General features: G+C 65.3%; 18 protein-coding genes and 2 tRNA genes. 8 read left to right on the top strand and 12 right to left on the bottom strand.

Annotated elements, in window-relative coordinates; translation table 11 throughout:
- A partial coding sequence (locus VFV19_19555) for a lyase family protein (GenBank protein HEX4826501.1) occupies positions 1–824 on the bottom strand: 824 nt, incomplete at its 3' end.
- Between the two features lie 77 nt (positions 825–901).
- Between VFV19_19555 and VFV19_19550 the strand changes: the two genes are divergently transcribed.
- A complete protein-coding gene (locus VFV19_19550; protein ID HEX4826500.1) occupies positions 902–2,266 on the top strand; it encodes a phosphomannomutase CpsG in 1,365 nt (454 codons plus the stop codon).
- Here the strand turns inward: VFV19_19550 and VFV19_19545 are convergent.
- Positions 2,263–2,613: a hypothetical protein gene (locus VFV19_19545; GenBank protein ID HEX4826499.1), complete on the bottom strand. Its 351-nt coding sequence runs from the start codon at positions 2,611–2,613 to the stop codon at positions 2,263–2,265. The two genes, VFV19_19550 and VFV19_19545, sit on opposite strands and share 4 nt — an antisense overlap.
- Positions 2,614–2,699: 86 nt before the next feature.
- On the opposite strand from VFV19_19545, the gene VFV19_19540 reads away from it, so the two are divergent.
- The 3 genes from VFV19_19540 (at position 2,700) to VFV19_19530 (ending at position 4,830) form a co-directional block, all read left to right on the top strand.
- On the top strand, positions 2,700–3,002 hold the full coding sequence (locus tag VFV19_19540; GenBank protein HEX4826498.1) for a hypothetical protein: 303 nt from the start codon (positions 2,700–2,702) through the stop codon (positions 3,000–3,002).
- A 251-nt stretch (positions 3,003–3,253) separates the two neighbouring features.
- Positions 3,254–3,802, top strand: a complete 549-nt coding sequence (locus VFV19_19535; GenBank protein ID HEX4826497.1) for a DUF4823 domain-containing protein — start codon at positions 3,254–3,256, stop codon at positions 3,800–3,802.
- Between the two features lie 386 nt (positions 3,803–4,188).
- Positions 4,189–4,830, top strand: coding sequence for a YajG family lipoprotein (locus VFV19_19530; protein ID HEX4826496.1), 642 nt, complete (start codon positions 4,189–4,191; stop codon positions 4,828–4,830).
- 1,571 nt (positions 4,831–6,401) lie between these two features.
- Here VFV19_19530 and VFV19_19525 read toward each other — a convergent pair.
- A complete protein-coding gene (locus VFV19_19525; GenBank protein HEX4826495.1) occupies positions 6,402–7,160 on the bottom strand; it encodes a hypothetical protein in 759 nt (252 codons plus the stop codon).
- Between VFV19_19525 and VFV19_19520 the strand changes: the two genes are divergently transcribed.
- Complete coding sequence (locus VFV19_19520; GenBank protein ID HEX4826494.1) at positions 7,122–7,712, top strand: thrombospondin type 3 repeat-containing protein; 591 nt, start codon at positions 7,122–7,124, stop codon at positions 7,710–7,712. The two genes, VFV19_19525 and VFV19_19520, sit on opposite strands and share 39 nt — an antisense overlap.
- Entirely contained in the window at positions 7,712–8,629 is a 918-nt protein-coding gene (locus VFV19_19515; GenBank protein ID HEX4826493.1) for a nucleotidyl transferase AbiEii/AbiGii toxin family protein, read from the top strand. The genes VFV19_19520 and VFV19_19515 overlap by 1 nt, the downstream gene beginning before the upstream one ends.
- Here the strand turns inward: VFV19_19515 and VFV19_19510 are convergent.
- Positions 8,594–9,472, bottom strand: coding sequence for a hypothetical protein (locus VFV19_19510; GenBank protein ID HEX4826492.1), 879 nt, complete (start codon positions 9,470–9,472; stop codon positions 8,594–8,596). The two genes, VFV19_19515 and VFV19_19510, sit on opposite strands and share 36 nt — an antisense overlap.
- Before the next feature lie 264 nt (positions 9,473–9,736).
- Between VFV19_19510 and VFV19_19505 the strand changes: the two genes are divergently transcribed.
- Positions 9,737–10,120, top strand: a complete 384-nt coding sequence (locus tag VFV19_19505; GenBank protein HEX4826491.1) for a tyrosine-type recombinase/integrase — start codon at positions 9,737–9,739, stop codon at positions 10,118–10,120.
- Here VFV19_19505 and VFV19_19500 read toward each other — a convergent pair.
- Positions 10,087–10,161, bottom strand: a tRNA-Glu gene (locus VFV19_19500). The genes VFV19_19505 and VFV19_19500 overlap by 34 nt on opposite strands.
- A 91-nt stretch (positions 10,162–10,252) precedes the next feature.
- On the opposite strand from VFV19_19500, the gene VFV19_19495 reads away from it, so the two are divergent.
- Positions 10,253–12,358, top strand: coding sequence for an ATP-binding protein (locus tag VFV19_19495; GenBank protein ID HEX4826490.1), 2,106 nt, complete (start codon positions 10,253–10,255; stop codon positions 12,356–12,358).
- Here VFV19_19495 and VFV19_19490 read toward each other — a convergent pair.
- The 7 genes from VFV19_19490 to VFV19_19460 form a co-directional block, all read right to left on the bottom strand.
- Positions 12,355–13,026 carry a lysophospholipid acyltransferase family protein gene (locus VFV19_19490; GenBank protein HEX4826489.1) on the bottom strand — a complete coding sequence of 224 codons (672 nt, stop codon included), beginning with the start codon at positions 13,024–13,026 and terminating at the stop codon, positions 12,355–12,357. The two genes, VFV19_19495 and VFV19_19490, sit on opposite strands and share 4 nt — an antisense overlap.
- On the bottom strand, positions 13,023–13,472 hold the full coding sequence (locus VFV19_19485) for a hypothetical protein (protein ID HEX4826488.1): 450 nt from the start codon (positions 13,470–13,472) through the stop codon (positions 13,023–13,025). Before VFV19_19485 ends, VFV19_19490 begins: the two co-directional genes overlap by 4 nt.
- A gap of 26 nt (positions 13,473–13,498) precedes the next feature.
- Positions 13,499–14,518 (bottom strand): NAD-dependent epimerase/dehydratase family protein, encoded by a 1,020-nt coding sequence (locus VFV19_19480; protein HEX4826487.1) that lies wholly within the window; start codon positions 14,516–14,518, stop codon positions 13,499–13,501.
- A 3-nt stretch (positions 14,519–14,521) separates the two neighbouring features.
- A complete protein-coding gene (locus VFV19_19475; protein HEX4826486.1) occupies positions 14,522–15,532 on the bottom strand; it encodes a zinc-dependent alcohol dehydrogenase family protein in 1,011 nt (336 codons plus the stop codon).
- Positions 15,532–15,605, bottom strand: a tRNA-Gln gene (locus VFV19_19470). Before VFV19_19470 ends, VFV19_19475 begins: the two co-directional genes overlap by 1 nt.
- A gap of 14 nt (positions 15,606–15,619) precedes the next feature.
- Positions 15,620–17,044 (bottom strand): glutamate--tRNA ligase, encoded by a 1,425-nt coding sequence (gene gltX, locus VFV19_19465; GenBank protein HEX4826485.1) that lies wholly within the window; start codon positions 17,042–17,044, stop codon positions 15,620–15,622.
- Positions 17,041–18,726 carry a glutamine--tRNA ligase/YqeY domain fusion protein gene (locus VFV19_19460; protein ID HEX4826484.1) on the bottom strand — a complete coding sequence of 562 codons (1,686 nt, stop codon included), beginning with the start codon at positions 18,724–18,726 and terminating at the stop codon, positions 17,041–17,043. Before VFV19_19460 ends, gltX begins: the two co-directional genes overlap by 4 nt.
- Positions 18,727–18,734: the final 8 nt, after the last annotated feature.

Here is an 18,734-nt window from a genome sequence, read left to right as displayed (position 1 = left end):
GCCTGAGTGTCCTGCGTGGCCTCGATGAGGTTGTCGGCGAGGTGAATGGGAAGGCTCGTGATCGCCGCCAGGTGCGCGGTGCACTTCTGCGCGTAGCCGTCGGGGGCGGTGAGGCCGGTGCCGATTGCGGTCGCCCCCATGTTGACCTCGCAGAGGACGCGGTGTACCGCTTCGAGCGCACGCACCTCGCCGGCCAGCGTTTCCGCGAACGCCTCGAACTCCTGCCCGAGCGTCATCGGCACGGCGTCCTGCAGCTGCGTGCGGCCCATCTTCAGCATGGCGCCGAACTCGCCGCCCTTGGCGCGAAACGCCGCGATAAGCTCGTTTATCGCCGCGCGCAGCTGGACGTTGCCGAGGGCCATGCCGACGTGCAGCGCCGAGGGATAGGCGTCGTTGGTCGACTGCGACGCGTTGACGTGGTCGTGCGGATCGCAGTGCCGGTATTCGCCCTTCCTGTGGCCCATCAGCTCGAGCGCCCGGTTCGCGATGACCTCGTTCGCGTTCATGTTCGTCGAAGTGCCGGAGCCGGTCTGGAAGACGTCGAGCGGGAAGTGCGCGTCGAGCGATCCGTCCTCGACCTCGCGCGCGGCCTTCGCGATCGCATCCGCGAGCGAAGGGTCGAGGAGGCCGAGCTCGCGGTTCACCTCGGCGGAGGCGCGCTTGATCATGCCGAGCGCGCGGAGGAAGCGGCGCGGGAGCTTGAGGCCGCTCACCGGGAAGTTGATGACGGCCCGCTGCGTCGACGCGCCGTAGTACGCCTCGGCCGGGACCTCCATCTCGCCCATCGTGTCGCGCTCCGTCCGCGTCTTCGTCGTCGTCGCCATCGTGCGTCCTCCGTCGCCTTGACCCTGCCGCACGATAGCAGTGTTATTCTCGTCCGTCGCACTCCGGAGAGTCCACGATGAACTCGTCCCGCCGCCTCACGTGCTTCAAGGCCTACGACATCCGCGGCCGCATTCCCGACGAGCTGAACCGCGAGATGGCGGGGACGATCGCGCGCGCCTACGCGGCGTTCGTCGAGCCGAAGAAGGTCGCGGTCGGCTACGACGTGCGTCTCACGAGCCCGGAGCTCGCGCAGGCGGTGAGGGATGGGCTCACGGCCTCGGGCGTCGACGTCGTCGACATCGGCCGGTGCGGCACCGAGCAGGTCTACTTCGCGACGTTCCATCTCGGTCTCGACGGCGGGATCATGGTGACGGCGAGCCACAATCCGGCCGACTACAACGGCCTCAAGCTCGTGCGCGAAAAGGCGAAGCCGATCAGCGCGGACACCGGTCTCGCCGACATCGAGCGCCTGGCGCTCGCGGGCGACTTCCCGGCGTCGGCGCGGCGCGGGACCGTGGAGCGCGTCGATCTCGCCAAGGCGTACGCGGATCATCTGCTCTCCTACGTGACGCCGTCGTCGCTCAAGCCGCTCACGCTCGTCGTCAACGCGGGGAACGGCGGCGCGGGCGTCGTCATCGACGCGCTCGAGCCGCATCTGCCGTTCCGCTTCGTGAAGATCCACCACACGCCCGACGGCACCTTTCCGAACGGCATCCCGAACCCGCTCCTCCCCGAGAAGCGCGCCGACACCGCACGCGCGGTCGCCCTGCACCGCGCCGACATGGGCATCGCGTGGGACGGCGACTTCGACCGCTGCTTCCTCTTCGACGGGAACGGCGGCTTCATCGAGGGCTACTACATCGTGGGGCTCCTCGCATCGCAGGTGTTGAAGCGCGCGCGCGGCGCGAAGATCGTCCACGACCCGCGCCTGACCTGGAACACGATCGACGTCGTCCGGCGCCTCGGCGGGACTCCCGTTCAGAGCAAGTCGGGCCACGCGTTCATGAAGGAGGTCATGCGACGCGAGGACGCGGCCTACGGCGGCGAGATGTCCGCGCACCACTTCTTCCGCGAGTTCGCGTACTGCGACAGCGGCATGATCCCGTGGCTCCTCGTCGCCCAGATGATCTCCGAGACCGGAACGCCGCTCGCCGATCTCGTCCTGGAAGCGATGAGCCGTTTCCCGACGAGCGGCGAGATCAACCGTCGCGTCGCCGATGCCAAGGCGGTCATGGGGCGCATCCGCGCCACCTACGGCGCGCAGGCGCTCGGCGTCGACGAGACCGACGGCGTGGGGATCGAGCTCGCGCAGTGGCGCTTCAACCTCCGGATGTCGAACACGGAGCCGCTCATCCGCCTGAACGTGGAGACCCGGGGCGACAAGGCTCTCCTCGCCGAGAAGACCGACGAGCTGCTCGCCGCGATCGGCGGCGAGGCCTAGCCGGCGATCAGCGCGCCGACCGTCCGGTGGAAGCGGGAGTTCGGCATCACCGTGTCGAAACCCGCGTCGCGCGCCGCGACCAGCGCCGCCTCATCGACGTGGCTCCCGAACGCCACGAGGTCCGGGGCGGTCGCGGAAGCCTTCCAGCGTCCCGCCCAGGCGTAGACGTCGAGCGAGCGGCAGCTCAGATCGACGAGGACGCGGCTCACGTCACCGCGGCGAAAAGCGTCTTCCATCGCCGCCTCGCCGTCGATGCGGACGATCTCGCGCGACGCGGCGTCGGCCGCCGCCCGCACGCGCGCCCAGAACATGATGTCGTCCGAGACGAAGAGAATCCGTCCGCTCATCGCGCCTCCCTCACCGCCAGCCTTGACTTTGAACCCGGGTCCTGCAAGATTTAGGCCGAGTTCGCCTGCCGCCCCCGGAGGAACGATTGAAGCTTCGCGACACCCAGCCGATCTTCATCGGTACCAAGATGGACGGACCGATGCGTCGGCGGTTGGATTCCATCTCCGGGACCGAGAGAAAGTACGTCTCACGTGACGAAACGACCTTCCTGACGATCGTCCGGCGCGGCGAGGACGAGTATGTGGGCAAGGTCATCGAAGACACCCTGACCACCGAGCGGGTCGACGACATCCGCCGGAACGTCCTCAGCATCCTGCAGCGGCTCTGCCCCGAGACGCGCATGCCCGCGACGCTCGACATCTTCGCGTGCGAGACGGCGGCAGATTAGAGGGGATTCGGAGCGGAGTTGGTAGCGCTACGGGGATTCGAACCCCGGTTTGATGGCTGAGAACCGAATTGGGCCGCACACGCCAGGCGAAACGGTATCACTGGGGACGGTCCTTGCTGGCTTTCTAGGCAGGGATCGTCGCCCCGGTTCGCCTGCATTCGCACCCTCTTCACGGACAGAACACGCACAGCCGCCTCGGAAGAGTATCCTCCGCCCGCCGTTTCGTGGGGAAACTCCCGGGAGGCACGTAAGTGAACACTCTCGCCAAGCTCTTGTCGCCGTCGCTCCTGATTGTCACGGCATGTGCCTTGCCCGTCCACGAAACCTCCGGCCAACTGGTGCCTGGCGTTACGCTCTCCAGCATGCCGCGGATCGTGATTCTTGAGATCTCCGACGGCCAAGAACGGGGGCAGGACGCGACGCACGGCAGCGGACAAGCCATGGGGGACGCACTGCGGGAGAGGCTCATGGGCCACGGGATCGCCGTGCAGTCGATCCAGTCGAAGGAATTGGAGCAGGGTTACAACGAGGCCACGCGGATCGGCTTCGACTACGTGCTCCGCGGTGTATTCACAAACTGGGAGGACAACGCCACCGCCTGGAGCGGGAACCCGGATCGGGCCGAGCTAGCGGTCGAACTATTCAGCGTCGCGGATCGTCGCCTCGCCGCGAGCGCGGACCATAAGGTGCAAGCGTCGGGGGCGACGCTGCTAAGCAGCACGCCGATGCGCTTCATCCCCGAACTCGCCGATCGGACTCTCGGTCGGATCTTCGGCTGGCCCGCTCCGCCCCCTCGCTGATCCAGGTACTGCCCGATTTACGAATCGGCGGAGGTCATAGACCACACAAGCGGCTGCAAGGTACTGCGACATCGTGGGTTGCAGGGTCGTGTGCGCGAAGTGTGCGTGAGTTGCGGCTGGTTCGTCCTATGATCACGGGCAGTTGGGGGGTGGCGTCCGTGAGCCGACGAACGACTTTGGTCGCTTTCGCCTTCGCGCTAACGTGTCTTTCGTCAGCAGCCGTTCGAGCGTGTCTAGGCATCTGCCTCGCCACTTGCTCAGTTCGCCTTGCGTCGGCGCAATCTGTGAAGGCGCTACACCTGGCGTTCACGCCGACCGAAAACGTGAGTTCCCCAATGCCCCCGCTTCCATCCGGCGTACGCATTCGCCCAATCCATGTTGTGCAAGTGAGCGACATGCGAGATGGCGGAAATCCGGCTGACGTGGGTAGGTGGAACAAGCGTCCGATTCACGTCCAAGGCGAGCCGTCCGTTCCTGCCTTTGTTGATGAGATTTCGCGACGAGTCCTAACCGAGTGGGGCTTTCGGCTCGATGAGAAAGCGCCGACTGCGCTTCGAATCGAAATTGCCGAGTTTAGGGTCGACGTCTTGGAACTCATCGTAGGACACGTGACTCTGCGCGCTGTACTCGCCGCATCCGATGGCACGGTCATTTGGGAGCGATCCGTCACCGGCGACGCACACCGGTTCGGGTTGTCCCACAACGCGGACAACTACAATGAGGCACTCAGTGACGCGCTCAAGGGAGCGCTTGCATCTCTTGTGACGGCACCGGAATTCCAGGATGCGGTCACCGAACGATCTAAAGGCGACGGCGCTCTGCCATCCGTCCCCACTCCTGCAGCACTTCTTGCGAGCCTACGGGAGATGCAGGGCGCTGGAGTCAGCCCGGATCTGCTCCTGGGGTTTGTGAAGCAGTTCGAGCACATCGAATCCTTCGCCGCTCACGACGTCGTTGCTTGGAAAGACGCCGGCATACCCGACGTCGTAATGGCCGAAGCATTGCAGCGCTCCAAGAAGGCTCCTTAGACGACCGTTTCTCGTTAATGTGCCGCGCGCCCGACGCCGCTGCCCCCGGGGGTAGGGGCACCCTCCCCCAAACCGAACCTGCATCGTTCCGTCAAACCTGGCGAGAGCTGTTTTTTACCACCCCGGAATCGGCGCTCTATAACCGCGAAATACCCCCCTAATCCACCCCCAGGAACGCAAAAAAGATGGCGAATGGCTCGTTTGGACCTCCGAAGGTCCAGAACCCGATTCCGGCCAGCGAGTCCACAGGCTCTCCTCGCGTTTCATATTTTTTATTTGAACCGCGGGGGAGTTCTGAGACGTGCTTCGCACGGCCCTCCCGAAAGACCGCAATGTCTGTGTACTCAAGTTCCCAGAGTTGTGGCTCGCACCGGTGAGCGGTATACCAGTGTCAATCGTGGGGGGATGCGATGCGATTTGCGGTAAGTGTTCGCGCCGCCGTTGTCGTCCTAACCGTGGTCGTCTGTGGCGCTTCGGCTCTAGCCCAGTGCACCGACGCTGATGGGGACGGCTACTTCGCCCAAGCGGGTTGCGGGACGCCCGTCGATTGCAACGATGCGGACCCGAACACGCACCCCGGAGCGGCAGAAGTGTGCGACGGGTACGACAACAACTGCGACCTCTCCGTCGATAACAGTTCCAGTTGTGATCTCACGTGCGATCAGCCGGAGCCGATGGGTGCAGGAACGACGCTCACAACGTCCCCGCAAGTTGGTCAATTTACTGGTCTCGCGCACTCAGCAGCTGGCTCAGCGGTAGTGTGGCAAGACGGACTAGACAACACTCGCGGAATTTTCTTTCAACGTCTGGATTCCGGCGGGCGCCAACTAGGTCCCATTCTGCAAGTAGCGAGCAATTCCACCGCGTCCAAAGAACCTACAGTCTGTTGGACCGGCTCAGAGTATGCGGTTACTTGGGTTGACCGCACGGAGGGATTCCCAGCCGTCTACTTTCAACGCGTTTCGTCGAGTGGGACTCTGGTCGGGAACGCCGTGCGAGTCTCGCAGGATACTTCGGGGGCCGACAAAGCGCAGCCGCAGATTGTCTGGACGGGTTCGCAGTACGGTGTAACCTGGGCGGACTTCCGCAACAGTCACTATGAAGTGTATTTCACTAGATTGGATCGACTCGGAGCGCCCGTCGGTGGTGATGTCCGTGTGTCCAATCAGACAACGAACATTGGATGGCCGGAGATTACTTGGAACGGGTCAGTATTCGCGCTCACCTGGAACGACGCGCGATTCGGGAATTACGAGATCATGTTCGCCCGATTCGATGCAAATGGAGCGCGGCTCGGGTCCGACGTGCGCGTTACAAATGCTCAAGGCGACTCGTATCACGCTTCGCCGGTCGTTGTCGGGGCGGGGTACGGACTCGTGTGGACAGACTTCCGCCAATTCGTGAGTCAGATTTACTTTGCGCGGCTCGACAGCCTAGGGAACAAGATTGGTTCGGACACTCTAGTGACGACGACTTCGTCTGGAGTTCCGTTCATGGCTTGGAGCGGCCAGGAATACGGGATCATCTACGAAGATTCATCAGGTGCGGTCTTGTTTGCACGTGTGAATGGTTCAGGTGCTCCAATTCTGACGGATCTTCATGTGGCCGCGGGTGACAATCCGGCGATTTGTTGGAACGGCTCGACGTTCGCGGTGGAGTGGACTGGAAGCCCGGGCTTGTTCTTCGGAAGAGTCGGTTGCAACTGCATCGATTCTGACGGAGATGGGGTGACATCGTGCAACGATTGCGATGACGCCAATCCCGCAGTTCATCCAGGGGCCACTGAAATCTGTAACGGCATCGACGACAACTGTGACGGTCAAGTCGACGAAGGGCTGCTCAGAACGATATTTCAAGATCTTGATGGCGACGGATTTGGCGATCCAGCCGTCACTCAGTTCACGTGCTACTCGCCACCAGGATGGGTTCTTCAATCCGGAGATTGCAACGACTCGAATCCGCTCGTCAATCCTGCCGCTAGCGAAGCATGCAATGGGATTGATGATAACTGCAACGGGCTGATTGACGAAGGAATCACACACACGTTGTATCGAGACGCCGATGGCGATGGTTACGGCGACCCCTCGAATACGCAGGTCACGTGTAGCGCACCTCCGGGTTGGGTAATTCTGAGCGGAGATTGCAACGATGCTGATCCACGCGTCCACCCGGGCGCCGCCGAGGTGTGTAACGGCATCGACGACAACTGTGACGGTCAAGTCGATGAGGACGGTTCGGGGGTTGACTCCGACGGCGACGGTGTGCGTAACGCCTGCGACAATTGCCGCTTCGTGGCGAACCCGACCCAGATCGACGCAGACGGCGACCATGTGGGCAACGCCTGCGATAACTGCATCAACACGCCGAACCCTAATCAGCAGGACTCGGACGGGGATGGTCGTGGCGATGCTTGCGATAACTGTCCCACCGTCCCCAACGGGTTCCAAGACGACACGGACGGCGACGGCGTGGGTGATGCGTGCGACAATTGCTCGCTCGACTACAACCCGACGCAATCCGACTTCGACCACGACGGTGAAGGGGACATCTGCGACGTGAACGACGGGTTGATCTACATTTTCGGCACCGACGACAAGTCGTACGTCGAGTGGCAGCAGGAGACGGGACCGTCGGTGTTCAGCGTTTACACGGGAGATCTCTCCGTGCTGCGCTCGTCCGGCACGTACACACAGGTGCCGGGGTCGAACCCACTCGCGTCACGGACGTGTCAGGTCACGGACCCGTTCTCGCTCGACACGATCCTGCCGGGGAGTGGCCTGGTGGAGTTCAGCCTCGCCACCGGAGTAACCGGAGGCGTGGAGGGTTCATTGGGGACGAATAGTTCTGGCGCTCTGAGACCTAACACGAACCCTTGCCCATAGTGCGATCGCGCGGCCGGAGCCGTGGAAAGGAACGACGGGAGGTTCCTGAACCCGAGACCGAGGAAATCCGCCGAATCGCGCTCGTCGCGGTTTTCTCCGATGACGAGATCATGAATAGAGTCGTTCTCAAGGGAGGCAACGCCCTTACGCTCGTCTACAACATTGGTGGACGCACATCAGTTGACCTTGATTTTTCGATAGAAGGTGACTTCGAGGATGTCAGCGGTCTTCAGGGACGCCTCTTTGCCGCACTCACGGCGCGATTCGAGGCTGCCGGATACCACGCGTTTGACATGACGCTAGAGCCGCGACCGCGCAACCCGTCCGCCGACCGTTTGGAGGGCCGCTGGGGTGGTTACCAGGCAACCTTCAAGGTGATTCGAATACGCGACGCCGTGCGCCTTGGGTGGAGACTTCAAGATCTACAACGCCAAGCCGTTGCATTGAGTCCAAACCAGGTGCGAACGTTTAGGATCGACTTTAGCAAGTACGAATTCGTCGGCGAGAAGCTGGAACGCGACATCGACGAGTTCCGGATTTACGTCTACTCGCCAGCAATGCTGGTTGTGGAAAAGCTCCGCGCACTCTGTCAGCAGTCTCCGGCCTACGAGTTGAACACAACGCCCAGTCCGAGGGGTCGAGATTGCTACGACATCTATCAGATCATGCAAGCATTGGGGGTGAACTTGCGTGATCCAGAAACTATCGACCTCTTGCGGTACTCGTTTGACGCGAAGGCGGTGCCGCTTGTCTTGCTCCGCGACATACAAACGCAAAGGGAATTCCATCGCGCGGACTGGCAATCGGTTCGAGCCGCGGTCGCGGGAGAACCTGAGGAGTTCGACTTCTATTTCGATTTCGTGCTTGATCGCGTACTGGAACTAGAGGCCCTTGGGGTAGTAGACGCGCCACGCTGAATCGAAGTCCGGCTGCCTCATTCCATGCGCCACATAGAACTTGAACCGAACTGGAAACTGTCGAAGTAAGGCGAGTTGTTGTTCGCTGTAACCGGCCCGTGACATGAAGAAACCGATCGCCTGATGGTACGGGTATACGTGTGCCAGTTTTCTCAGCGTTGCAACGAGTACGTTGACGGAGATCCTCGAACGGGCGCGCTCAAAGGCGGCGAGCACCTGCGGCACGCCGCCCGAATAGTTTGGACGTACGACGATGTCGACAAGTGTTCGCTCAATGTTTGTGGCGGCGAGTTCCTCGCCATCGTTTACAAGAATTCGACCAACTTCAAGGCGCCCCGAACTTTTTCCGCTCAGAACGGTGATACGTCGCCCTTCGAACTCGTAGACCAGCTGCGACTCTCGCGCTGGACGAGAAAACGCCAAGTCGATGCCGCTCTGAGTAAGGCGTCCCTGAGAGGGTTTCGGAGACTGTTCCCGATTCACGTACATGACCGACGGTACCTGGTCGGTCAGATCGTGAAGCACCATCGCCGAAAGGTGCGACAGGTAGAGATTCCCGTAAAGCGAAAGCGCTACACCATACTCGGACGCGTTTCGCCACGCGTAGCGTGTCACCACGCGGCCAGACCGACTGCGCAGCCGAATGATCCGAAGGCCCTTGTCAGAAAGCGCCTCGACTAGATCGCCGAATTTGAACGACGGTCCCAATCGCCACTGTTGGCCATGTTCAAACATCAATTGGTGAAGTTGGTCCTCGGAAAGAGTCCGTCGCGGAATGCTGTCCAGGTGCTTGGCAATATTTGAAATCAACGGTGGTCTTGCCGCGAGCTTGGATTTCGCCATTCCAAGTTCCTTCGTTCCTTGCTGTAGGTATATATACTACAGCAAGGTTCGGCGACACATTTGGAAATAAAATGCTGAAACAGGGGGCTTTCTGGGTGTGGCCGCAATAAATCGCGCTGCTCGGACGCTTAGGTATATATACCTAAGCGTCCGGGGTGAGCTACACTTTCAAAAAACATGGTAGATCAGGGCAAAAACTAGAAGGTGCCGTAGGAACGATGGTATATATACCGTCGTTCCCTCGTCGTATCGTTTGCCGCTCGCGTGCACCGATGGAGGCACAACCTCCGGCACTCCGCCGCGCGGCACCTCCGCCGTGCTGGGGTGGACAAGAGCACGATCAAGGAGATCGGCGGCTGGAAGACCGATGCGATGTTCTATCGCTACGACATCGTGGACACGCAAGATCAGCGAGAGGCGCAGCGAAAGCTCGCCTTGCACCTCGGCTCCCGTCACGAAATCGAATGTGGCGGAAATCAAGACCGACGGAACGGTCCGGTAAGAGCGATGCCTTCTTCAGCCGGTCACGCACAAAACGCGCACAATCCCTCCCGCGCGCATGGAGCGTGGCCGCAGAGTCCTGCCAGTCAGATGGAAATCTCAAAGGATCTGGTTGGTAGCGCTACGGGGATTCGAACCCCGGTTTGATGGCTGAGAACCACCCGTCCTAACCCCTAGACGATAGCGCCGTCGCGGATTCTAGCAGGCGACTTCCGCGGTTGCACTCTCGTACTCGCTGCCTATATTTGGCCAAGGTCCGCCTTTTTCCGCTCACGTGGGGTGCGCTTGATCTCGGTCGCCGTCGTCCTCCCTCTTGTCCTCGCCGCGGCCGCGGGAGCGTTCGTTCTCGGGCGGCTGCAAGGCAAGCGGAGGGGCCGGGCGGCGGTCGCGCGCGAGCGCGACGAGCTGCGCGCGATCCTCGAGATCACCGAGACGATCACCGGGTCGCTCGACCTTCGCACGATCATGGGAGTCATCGTGCGCAAGGTGGGCGAGCGCGTCGGCGCGCATCGCTGCTCGATCGTCCTCGTCGACGAGGGGGCGCAGCGCTGCTTCGTGCTCGCCGCGAGCGACAACCCCGAAGCCGACATGCTCGCGATCGACATGACGAAGTATCCGGAGATCCGCCGCGCGGTCGAGACCCGCGAGCCCGTCTACATCGAGGACGTCGCGAGCGACCCGCTCCTCGAGCCCGTGCGCGATCTCCTCCTCCGCATGGGCTACCGGTCGCTCCTCGTCATGCCGCTCGTTTTCGGGAAGGAAGTTCTCGGGACGCTCTTCCTGCGCGCCAGCCGCGAGGTGCCGTTCACCGAGCGCGAGATGCGGTTCTGCCGGGTCGCCGCCGCCGCATCGACGAACGCCCTCAAGAATGCGCTCCTCTATCGCGACGCCGGGACGGAAGCGGCGCGCCACCGCGCGACCGGCGAGAAGCTCCGCCGCGTCCTCGACGGCACGCCGGACGTCATCGTGGCGGTCGACGCGCGCGGCATCGTCACCGAGTTCAACCGCGCCGCCGAGGACCTCACCGGGATCTTCGCGCGCGAAGCGGTGGGACGGCCTCTTGCCGACATCGTTCCGGATGCGGCGCCGCACGCGGCGACCGGCAGGAAGGGACGCGACCTCCTCCTCACACGGCCCGACGGCGAGGAGGTCGAGATCCACCTCCTGAGCGCGGCGCTCCGCGATCCGAACGGAGGCACGGCCGGGCACGTGCTCCTCGGGCGCGACGTGACCGATCTTCGCCGTGCGGAGCGCAGCCTCGCTCAGGCCGATCGCCTCTCGAGCCTTGGCGAGGTCGTCGCCGGCGTCGCGCACGAGCTCAACAATCCGCTCTCGGCGGTCCTCGGGTATGCGCAGCTCATCCAGGGCGATGAGCGGCGCGAGGATCTCGACCGCGACCTCGGGCGCATCGTCGAGTCGGCGCGGCGCTGCCAGAAGATCGTCGTGAACCTGCTCTCCTTCGCGCGCAAGCACCGGGCGGAGAAGAAGGCGCAGGACCTCGCCGCCTGCGTCCGCAAGATCATCGACCTCAAGACCTACCACCTCCGCGCCTCGAGGGTCGACGTCACGCTCGAGACGGCGGAGCCGTTGCCGCTCGCCCTCTTCGACTTCCATCAGATCGAGCAGGTCGTCCTCAACCTGATCAACAACGCCGAGCAGGCGATCGAGGCGACCGGCGGCCCGGGGCGGATCACCGTGCGCCTCACGGCGACGGCGGACGAGGTCGTCCTCGAAGTGGAGGACAGCGGGCCCGGGATTCCGCCCGCGGTCCGCCATCGCATCTTCGATCCGTTCTTCACGACGAAGGAGGCCGGCAAGGGGACCGGGCTCGGCCTTTCGGTCTCCTACGGAATCGTCGAGGAGCACGGCGGGAGGATCGCGCTCGCGCCCGAACAGCCGGGACACGGCGCGCGCTTCACGATGACGCTGCCACGCGCGTCGGGACCGATGGCCGCCGCCGAGCCGGCCGCGCACCCGCCCAGCCGCGCTCTCGCGGGGCGGCGCGTGCTCGTCGCCGAGGACGAGCCGTTGATCCTCGACCTCTTCTCACGCGTTCTGCAGCACGACGGTGCTCTCGTGACGACCGCGCGCGACGGTGAAGAGGCGTGGAGCCGAATCCTCGAGACCGACTTCGATCTCATCGTCGCCGATCTGCGCATGCCGCGTCTCGACGGACGCGCGCTCTACGAGCGGGTCGCGGAGGAGCGTCCCTCCCTCCTGCGCCGGTTCGTCTTCGCGACCGGCGATCTCGTCCGCCAGGAGAGCCTGCGCTTCCTCGAGGGTCTGCCGAACCGGATCCTCGCCAAGCCGCTCGACGTCGACAACGTCCGGGACGTCCTCGTCCAGGCCATCCGCGCCGGAGGCACCGCTCGCGCGGCCAGCTAACGCGGCACGGCTCGGTTCTCGCTCTCGAGCGCCGCGATCGCGGCGCGCATCGCCTCGGTGAGCGCCGCGACCTCATTAGAGGGGACAGCTTCCGAAACTCTGCTGTCCGAGTTTCGGAAGCTGTCCCCTCTGAGAGGCGGCCCGACGCGGATCGTGATCGGGACGAAGCGCGGCCATTTCGCGTAACGCGAGAGCGCTTCGTAGCTCCCGTGGATGTGCATCGGGACGACCGGCACGTCGAAGCGGCGGGCAAGGACGGCCGCCCCTTCGTGGAACGTCTTCATCTCGCCGTCACGTGAGATGCCGCCTTCCGGAAAGATGCCGACAAGGCCGCCGCGAGAGAGGACCTCCGCGATGCGCCGGTACGAGCGCACCATGCTCCGCCCGCCGCCGACCGGGATCGTGCCGAGCCAGCGGAGGGCCCACTGGAGCTGCGGCTTCGCGTAGAACTCGCGCGACACGAGCCAGCGTACCGGCCGGCCGCACCGCGCGCTGATGAGGAACGGATCGAGGAACGAGGCGTGGTTCGAGAGGACGATCGCGGCGCCGCGGTCGGGAAGATGCGGCCGCCCGACCATCCGCAGATGGAAGCCGGCCGTCAGGACCGGAGCGAACGCGACGCGGAGCGCGACCGAGGTGGCGGCGAGCCGTGCCTCGGTGAGCGTCACTCCTCGTCGTCGTGCGGGAACAGCTCGCGCTCGAAGAGCGGCGCCGGACGGACGCTCGGCGACGCGATCGGGTGCTCGACCGGGATCGCGATCGGCATCGCCAGAGGATCGGGCGCCGGCTTCGGACCCGGGGTGATGCGCTCGGGAGCCGTGGGCGCGATTCGCACGCCGGCGTGATCGTCGCGCGTCGTCGGCCGCCTCGAGATCGTCGCGCGCGAGGGGGCGGCGATGGTCTTCTTTGCGACGGCTTTCTTCGCGACGGCTTTCTTCGGAGCCGCCTTTTTGGCGGGCGCCTTCGTCGTCTTCTTGGGGGCCGCTTTCTTCGCGGACTTCTTCGGCTTGGCGGCCTTCTTGACGGCCGTCTTGGCGGCCGCCTTCTTCGCCGCCTTCTTCATCGCCTTCTTCGCGGCTTTCTTGGCCGCCTTCTTCGCCTTCTTCTTTGCCATGGGATTCTCCGTAGACAGGGCGGCGATTATAGCCGCCCGACCCGCACGCCGTAGCGCGCCTGGAGCGCGGGCACGAGGTAGTTCTTGACGGCCTCCGCGAGACGGTACTTCGGTGCGTGGCCCCAGTCGCGCCGGGCGCGGGAGTCGTCGACGCTCTCGGGCCACGTGTCGACGATCGCCTGGCGCCACGCGACCGGCTCGAAGACGATCTCGGCGTCGGGGTAGTGGGTGAGGACCGCGTCCCTGATCTCGGCCGCGGAGGGGCTGAACGCGCCGATGTTGTAGACCCGCGTCGTGAGCTTCGCCGCCGGCGCGGCGTCGAGCCGGAGGAGCGCGCCGACCGCGTCCGGCATCGTCATGAACGGCATCCGCGTGTCCGCGGAGACGAAGCAAGCGTACGGGTGGCCCTGGGCCGCGGCGTGGATCATCTCGGGCGCGTAGTCGCTCGTGCCGCCCGACGGCAGGGTCTCCGCGGAGATGAGCCCGGGGAAGCGGATCGCGCGGAAGTCGAGCCCGGGCGTCCCGTCCTTCCGTGCGCGTGCGGTGAAGTACGAGCCGACCATCTCGTCGTAGAGCTTGTTACAGCCGTACATGCCCGCGGGCTGGTTCCACTGATCTTCGGCGACCGCCCCCGCGCGCGCCTTGGCGGCGGCATCGGGCAGGCCGTAGACGGCGATGCTGCTCGGGAAGAGGAACCGCACGTCCACCCCGGACTGCCGCGCGCGCTCGCGCCCGAGCCGGAAGAGGTCGAGCGTCGCGCCGACGTTGATCTCGTGCGCGAGATCGGGATCGCGCTCCGACTTCGAGGAGAGGAGCGCCGCGAGATGGAAGACGACCTCGGGGGGATGCTCGCGGAACAGGCGCGTGAGGAGCGCCGAGTCGGCGACGCTTCCCGTGACCGCCTCGGCGCAGAGCGGCCGCAGGCCTTCATCGAGCGGATTGAGGTCGAGCGTGACGAGGTCGTACCCGGCCCTCGTGAGCTCGGGGAGGAGCAGATGTCCCATCTCCCCGCCGGCCCCGGTCACGAGTGCGATCCGCCCCGCCATGCCTCAAGAGGATAGCAGCGGAACGAGGACCGCCGTGCCCCGGAAACCGTCCCCCGCGAGCGCCGCCAGCGCCTCGTTCGCCTCCGCGAGCGGGAAGCTCGCGACGCGGGGACGGAGAGGAATGGCGGCCGCCTCGCGGAGGAGCGCCTCGCCGTCGGCCCGCGTGTTGGACTCGACGCTCGTCAGGGTCTTCTCGTGGAAGAGGTGCGGCCCGTAATCCATCGCCGGGATCGGGCTCATGTGGATGCCGGCGAGCGCCACCGTTCCTCCTTTGCGGAGAGCGGCGAGCGCCGGCGGCACGATCTCGCCGGCCGGCGCGAAGACGATCGCCGCATCGAGCGCGACCGGCGGGACGTCCGTGGCGCCCCCGACCCACGCCGCGCCCAGCTCCTCGGCCGCCGCCCGGTGGGCCTCGCCGCGCGTCGCGACGTAGAGCGAGCATCCGCGCGCCTTGGCGAGCTGCGCGACGATGTGCGCCGAGGAGCCGAAGCCGTAGAGGCCCAGGCGGCCACCGGCGGGTACGCGCGAACGCGCGAGCGCCCGGTAGCCGATGATCCCCGCGCAGAGGAGCGGCGCCGCCTCGTCGTCGGCGAACGCCGCGGGGATCGCGTACGCGTAATCTTCATGGACGACCGCACGCTCGGCGTACCCGCCGTCGGCGTCCCATCCGGTGTAGAGCGACCGCTCGCAGAGGTTCTCGGCGCCCATGGAGCAGAAGACGCACGCGCCGCACGTGGCGTGCAGCCACGCGATCCCGACGCGGTCGCCGAGCTTGAAGCGCATGGCTCCGTCGCCCGCGGCGTCGACGCGTCCGACGACCTGATGCCCGGGTACGAGCGGGAGCCTGTGCGGCGGAAGATCACCCTCGATCACGTGCAGGTCGGTGCGGCAGATGCCGCATGCGGCGACGCGGACGACGATCTCGTGCGGGCCGGGGAGGGGATCGGGGAGGCTGCGCGGTGCAAGAGGCTTGGTCGCGATGCCCGCCTGGCGGTCGAGCACCATCGCGTTCATGGCTGGGGAGCAGGGATTCGAACCCCGATTCTACGGTCCAGAGCCGCATGTCCTACCATTGGACGACTCCCCAGCAGGACCTCGGCACTATACCAAACCGGCTGAAACGAGGTCGAGAAGCCGCCGCATCCTTCCGAGCGCGCGCTCCCGACCGAGCAGCTCCACGACCTCGAAGAGGCCGGGGCTCGCCGTGCGGCCGGTCACCGCAAGGCGCACGGGATGGATGAGCTGCCCGGCCTTGAGCCCGCGCTGCTCCGCGAGGGCGCGGAGCGAGCTTTCCAGCGCCGCCGCGGACCAGTCCGGAAGGGCCTTCCACTCGTCCGCCAGGGCGCCGACGGCCGCCGGATCCTTCATGTGCTTGCGCACGCCGTCGGCGTCGTAATCCAGCGCGTCGTCCGCCACGAAGAAAAAGCGAGCGTCTTCCGCGATCGCGGCCAGGGTTTTCACGCGGGGCTGGAGCAGGGAGAGGATTCCGCGCAGCCGGGAATCGTCCCCCGGGGCGAATCCCGCATCGACGAGCCGCCGTCGCGCCTCGGCCTCGAAGGCGGCGCCGCTCATCTCGGCGACGTAGAGCCCGTTCAGCCATTCGAGCTTCGCGCGATCGAAGACCGCTCCCGACTTCCCGACGCCGCCGAGGTCGAACGCGGCTCGGAGCTCGTCGCGCGTCATCTTCACCCGCTCGTCGCCGGGGTTCCAGCCGAGGAGGGCGAGGAAGTTGAACATCGCGTCGGGGAGGATCCCTTCGTCGCGGTACTCGAGGACGGAGGTCGCGCCGTGCCTCTTCGACAGGCGCTTCTTGTCCGTCCCGAGGATCAGCGGCAGGTGCGCGAACGTGGGCGGCTCGTTCCCGAGGCCGCGGTAGATCAGGATCTGCTTCGGCGTGTTCGAGATGTGATCGTCGCCGCGGATGACGTGCGTGATCCTCATCGCCACGTCGTCCGACACCACCGAGAGATTGTAGGTCGGCGTTCCGTCGGAGCGCAGGAGGATGAGATCCTCGATGACCTCGTTCGGGAACGACGTCGCGCCGTGGACACCGTCGTCCCACGCGGTCGCGCCGGGCGGGACCTCGAGGCGCACGACGAACGGCTCGCCGGCGCCGGCACGGCGGTCGGACTCCGCGCGCGGGATGCCGAGGCAGCGCCGCGGGTAGATGTAGCCGCCGCCGGCCTTCTCCGCGGCCTCGCGCTCCGCCTTGAGCGTCGCCGCGTCGCAGAAGCAGCGGTACGCCTTGTTCTCATCGAGGAGGCGGCGCGCGTCGGCGACGTGCTGCGCGCGATGCGCCGTCTGGAAGAACGGCCCCTCGTCGGGAGCCATGCCGAGCCAGGCCATCCCGTCGAGAATCGCGCGCACGAGCTCTTCAGACGAGCGCTGCTCGTCGGTGTCCTCGATGCGGAGCACGAACACGCCGCCGTGATGGCGCGCGTAGAGCCAGTTGAAGATCGCCGTCCGCGCGCCCCCGACGTGCAGGTATCCGGTCGGGCTCGGCGCGAAGCGGACCCGGACGCTCACGACCCCTTCTTCTCGATCTTGGCCCACGTGTCCTTGAGCGTGATCGTGCGGTCGAAGACGGGAGCCGACGGGGTCGACTCGGCGTCGACGCAGAAGTAGCCGAGGCGCTCGAACTGCACCGTCGTCCCCGGCGGAAGCGCCGCGGTCGCCTTTTCGACGTACGCGCCGGAGAGCGTGACGAGCGAGCCCGGATTGAGGTGCGCGCGCCAGTCCTTCCCGTCGCTCTCGTCGTTCGGGTTCTCCGCGGTGAAGAGCGACTCGTACAGGCGGACGGACGCCTGCACCGCGTGCGCCGCCGAGACCCAGTGGATCGTTCCCTTGACGCGCCGTCCGTCGGGAGCGGCGCCGCCGCGGGACGCGGGATCGTAGGTGCACACGATCGTGTCGCCGTTCACCCCGGTGCACTTCACGAGATACGCTCCGCGCAGCCGCACCTCGTTCCCCGGGAAGAGCCGGTGGTACTTCGGCGGCGGCGTTTCCCGAAAATCGTCGTCGTCGATGTACAGCTCGCGCGAGAACGGCACGCGGCGCATGCCGGCCGAGGCGTCCTCGGGGTTCACCGCGACCTCGAACTCCTCGACCTGGCCTTCGGGGTAGTTCTCGATGACGAGCTTGCGGGGCCTCAGCACGCTCATGACGCGCGGCGCGCGCTTGTTGAGATCCTCACGCACCGCGTGCTCCAGAAGACGCACGTCGACGATGCTGTCTCGCTTCGCGACGCCGATGCGCTCGCAGAAGGCGCGGATCGCCTCCGGCGTGTAGCCGCGCCGGCGCATCCCCGAGAGCGTCGGCATCCGCGGATCGTCCCAGCCGGCGACGTGCCCCTCCTGCACGAGGAGGAGGAGCTTCCGCTTGCTCATCACCGTGTAGGTCAGGTTCAAGCGGGCGAACTCGATCTGTTGAGGCTTCCCCTTCGTCGGGCAGTTCTTGACGACCCAGTCGTAGAACGGGCGATGGTCCTCGAACTCGAGCGTGCAGATCGAGTGCGTGATCCCCTCGATCGCGTCGGAGAGGGGATGCGCGTAGTCGTACATCGGGTAGATGCACCACGCGTCGCCGGTGCGATGGTGCGACGCCTTCTTCACGCGGTAGAGCGCCGGGTCGCGCATGTTGATGTTCGGCGACCCCATGTCGATCTTCGCGCGGAGGACGCAGGCGCCTTCGTCGAACTCGCCGCGCTTCATCCGCTCGAACAGATCGAGGCTCTCGGCCGCCGGACGATCGCGGTACGGGCTGTTCTTCCCCGGCTCGGTCAGCGTGCCGCGATGCTCGCGGATCTCATCCGCGGAGAGCTGGTCGACGTACGCGAGGCCTTTCTCGATGAGCCCGACCGCCTGGTCGTACAGGGTCTGGAAGTAGTCCGACGCGTAGTAGAGGCGGTCGGCCCAGTCGAAACCCAGCCAGCGCACGTCCTTGATGATCGACTCGACGTACTCGACTTCTTCCTTCGCCGGGTTCGTGTCGTCGAAGCGGAGGTTGCAGGTGCCGCCGTAGTCGAGCGCCAGGCCGAAGTTCAGGCAGATCGATTTCGCGTGGCCGATGTGGAGGTAGCCGTTCGGCTCCGGCGGGAAGCGCGTCGCGACCTTCCCGCCGTGCTTCCCCGTGCGGTTGTCCTCGTCGACGATCTGGCGGATGAAGTCGCGATACCCGCCGGTCTCGATCTTGGCGTCTGTTCCGTCCACGGCACTCG

It is taken from the genome of Candidatus Polarisedimenticolaceae bacterium, from assembly GCA_036275915.1.
Lineage (GTDB): Bacteria > Acidobacteriota > Polarisedimenticolia > Polarisedimenticolales > DASRJG01 > DASRJG01.
Note: the sequence above shows the minus strand (reverse complement) of the source record. Positions and strands in the feature narration are given on the sequence as shown.